General features: G+C 30.4%; 4 protein-coding genes. 1 reads left to right on the forward strand and 3 read right to left on the reverse strand.

The features are described 5' to 3' along the window. Positions 1-279 precede the first annotated feature (279 nt). The 3 genes from ACFQZ1_RS10370 to ACFQZ1_RS10380 all read right to left on the reverse strand — a co-directional run bounded on the left by ACFQZ1_RS10370 (position 280) and on the right by ACFQZ1_RS10380 (position 2107). Entirely contained in the window at positions 280-825 is a 546-nt protein-coding gene (locus ACFQZ1_RS10370; protein ID WP_090914491.1) for a hypothetical protein, read from the reverse strand. A gap of 4 nt (positions 826-829) precedes the next feature. Further along, complete coding sequence (locus ACFQZ1_RS10375; protein WP_098136413.1) at positions 830-1429, reverse strand: TetR/AcrR family transcriptional regulator; 600 nt, start codon at positions 1427-1429, stop codon at positions 830-832. 516 nt (positions 1430-1945) lie between these two features. Then, positions 1946-2107, reverse strand: a complete 162-nt coding sequence (locus ACFQZ1_RS10380) for a hypothetical protein (protein WP_377882114.1) — start codon at positions 2105-2107, stop codon at positions 1946-1948. 404 nt (positions 2108-2511) lie between these two features. On the opposite strand from ACFQZ1_RS10380, the gene ACFQZ1_RS10385 reads away from it, so the two are divergent. Then, positions 2512-2712, forward strand: coding sequence for a hypothetical protein (locus ACFQZ1_RS10385; RefSeq protein WP_377882116.1), 201 nt, complete (start codon positions 2512-2514; stop codon positions 2710-2712). Positions 2713-3011 lie beyond the last annotated feature (299 nt).

Here is a 3011-nt window from a genome sequence, read left to right on the forward strand (position 1 = left end):
CATATTCATAAAAAAGCACGTCACCCTTTCTTATTAACATAAGAGAATAGTAACGTGCTTTTAACTTCAAAAATAGTCTAAATCCTTAAGTTGATGGATGTGTGTCTGTACCCCATGTCCATCAACTTAAGAATATTCACTATCCTAAAAAATAAAAAACGTTATTCTTTCTAAACAAGCTAGATTATTAGAAAGGATAACGTTTTTTATTAAGTTGCTGGGTATAGGTGGCACTCCTATAATAACGAATACATACTTTCACAATTCGTGTTAGTTAAATTAATGTTTTATCCGTTGTTTAATTTCTTTAAAACGAGCATGTATAAATTTCTTGATATCCGGGTGATCCTTATATAAGGTAACGGTATACATTATGGAAGATGCAAGGATAGTAGACCATATTAACCAATCTCCAGCATGAGAAAGAACTTTAATTATTTCATTCGTAAATTGTTCATGTCCTGCATGAAATCTCGATATGAGAGAGTTAAGGTCGAATAGCAATAAAATAACAATTCTTCCCAAAAGCATAATAATCCATCCGATAATATAGGTATAGCCTCCAACACTACATAATTGATTGTTATGATGAAAGACTTTCACCCTCTTAGCTTGCCAATAACCAACTATCGCTCCTAAGATAAGCAAGCTAATTAATTCAATTGTAATTATAAAGTCCAATCTATTTGGAAGACCAATATAAGTTCTGATTATAGCCATGATTGGTATACCAAGAAGATCGAAGCTATCTACTCTCTTAGGGATAAGCTGCCTAATGATCAATACAATAACGACTACAAGAATAATAATGAAAACTTTATTCATGCAATTAATCCCTCTTTTTTTCTTTTAAATAATACTCAATAAGTTGATTTACTTTTTCTTCTGAATATGATTCTGGTGTTTGAAGGACATGAATTACTAGTCCATCGATAAATCCGTACAGTATCTCCAATTCAAAATCTCTATTATAGCCTGGTGTGACGTATCCTAGATCCTTCATTAAATCTAGAATTATTCCCATAAGATACCTCGTATGGTCATCCATTTTCTTCCGAAGTTCAAGAAGCTCTGGGGAACTAAAGGATATACCCAGAAATATAATCCAAACCTTCCCTTCCAACATTTCTTCTTTATTAGTAGGAATAATAAATTTCATTAATCTTCTAAGTGCTTCTTCTTTTGTTCCCTTAAAATCACTTGTACGAGTTTTTGCCCGTTCTTCCATTCGATTCAATACTAAATTCATTGCATAATGAATTAATTCATTTTTAGACGAAAAATGATGCTGAACAAGTCCAACCGAAATGTTTGCTTCATCAGCGATTTGCTGTATGGAAGCTTTATCGATACCTTTTTCTAATATTACACGCCAAGTAGCAGTGGCTATCTGATTTTTCCTTTGTATTTGATCAACTATTTTAGGCATTCATATCCTCCTCCTTTTTTATAATATGATTATATTGTAAAAAGGCACCTAAAACAATATGAACATATTGCTTTAGATGTAGTAGGGGTCACTATACATGCCCATCAACTCAGGAAATTTTAATACCCTCAAATACCAAAAAACGTTATCCTTTCTAAACAAGCTAAATTAGAAAGGATGACGTTTTCTTATGAATCTCTCGATTCAAGATGAACTACTAGGGGTCACCTTACATGCCCATCAACTTAAGAAATTTATAACGCCCCTAAAATGAGAAAATGTATATTTAGGGGTATTTGCTTTTCTTAGGTTGATGGTGATGGCGTGCTACCCCTAAATACATTAAAGTTAAAAATGTGTCTAAAGGTGTACCTTTTGGTACAAAAAAAGAATCCTTGTAATATAAGGATTCTTTACAGAAATAGTTATAATTATATATGGTACAATTTGTTATAAACAAATATACATATTTAAGAGCTCATATTATAACTGAATTTCTCTTCTTTTTAAGAATATCTATTCCTTTTCTAGCCAAGAAATGGGAACTTCTTTTTCGCCAGCTACTTCAAACTGAATTTCTCCATTTACTTCAAAAACCCGTTCGATAATGGGTATTGTAATCATTTTATTTTCCTTGCTCTTTCTCTTTCGTACTAGTTCTAAGTCGATAATATTCATGATGAAATCCCCTCTGTATTTGTAAGACAACAAAAAAAGCACCCACAGGAGTACTTTTTTAACTTGAATCACCATTTTACTTTTTGAGCTGTTACTCTATGTATATTTTACCATATTCATCTATGACATTTATTGATAACTTTATTTTATTCCAAATAAAGTTTATTTACAATGAAAAACCTGGCTTTGTCTACTATGGGTTAACCCTAATCATCCATTCGTTAGTTACTGAAAATACTTCTTTTCAATTGTATGATTAGAGTGTGTGATAATAGGTAAAAAATGAAAATTGTTTTATGCTAAAGTTTTAACTAAAAGGCATCAGAAAATAAGTTTGATAAGTATTAATTTAATAAGTTAATACTAAATGTGTTAATATAGTGACAAAAAGGAGAAAAAAGGAAATGAATAAATCTCCATATTTACTTTCAATATTTGGATTAGGATTGTTTTTTTCAGTTAGACACGGTTTATTAATATTTTTAGCATATTGGAAAGATGAAGTAATTTCGTCAAATAACCTAATTTTATTTGCAATAGGAGTATTATTATTAATTGTTTCAATGTTTTTTAATAAGCAACGTAGTAAAGCAAAACAAGTATAAATTTATTTAGAATCCAATACTCTACTTGTTTAAAGAAAAGGAAACAAGCAGGGTATTAGATTTGTCATCTACCTTATTCAATGTTTTATAATTACAGTTCTACTTACTTGTTTTTTATAAAAAATCCAGTTTCAAATCATATTGGAAATAAAAGTAAGTCTATGACCTATTTTTACACGTATCTCGGCTGTACCCCTTCAAAGAGACTCCGCCTTTTCAACGTACAATGAACTTCAACAATTACTAGCTACTTCCTAAACATTGTTCTTCATTTACCAAACTGTTTATGGTTTATGCTT

This window comes from Bacillus sp. CGMCC 1.60114 (genome assembly GCF_042676365.1).
GTDB lineage: Bacteria > Bacillota > Bacilli > Bacillales > Bacillaceae_G > Bacillus_A > Bacillus_A rhizoplanae_A.

Excerpts from the sequence above, each read along its gene's own strand:
- ACFQZ1_RS10370 (WP_090914491.1), bottom strand. The coding sequence starts at position 825 with ATGAATAAAGTTTTCATTATTATTCTTGTAGTCGTTATTGTATTGATC.
- ACFQZ1_RS10375 (WP_098136413.1), bottom strand. The coding sequence starts at position 1,429 with ATGCCTAAAATAGTTGATCAAATACAAAGGAAAAATCAGATAGCCACT.
- ACFQZ1_RS10380 (WP_377882114.1), bottom strand. The coding sequence starts at position 2,107 with ATGAATATTATCGACTTAGAACTAGTACGAAAGAGAAAGAGCAAGGAA.
- ACFQZ1_RS10385 (WP_377882116.1), top strand. The coding sequence starts at position 2,512 with ATGAATAAATCTCCATATTTACTTTCAATATTTGGATTAGGATTGTTT.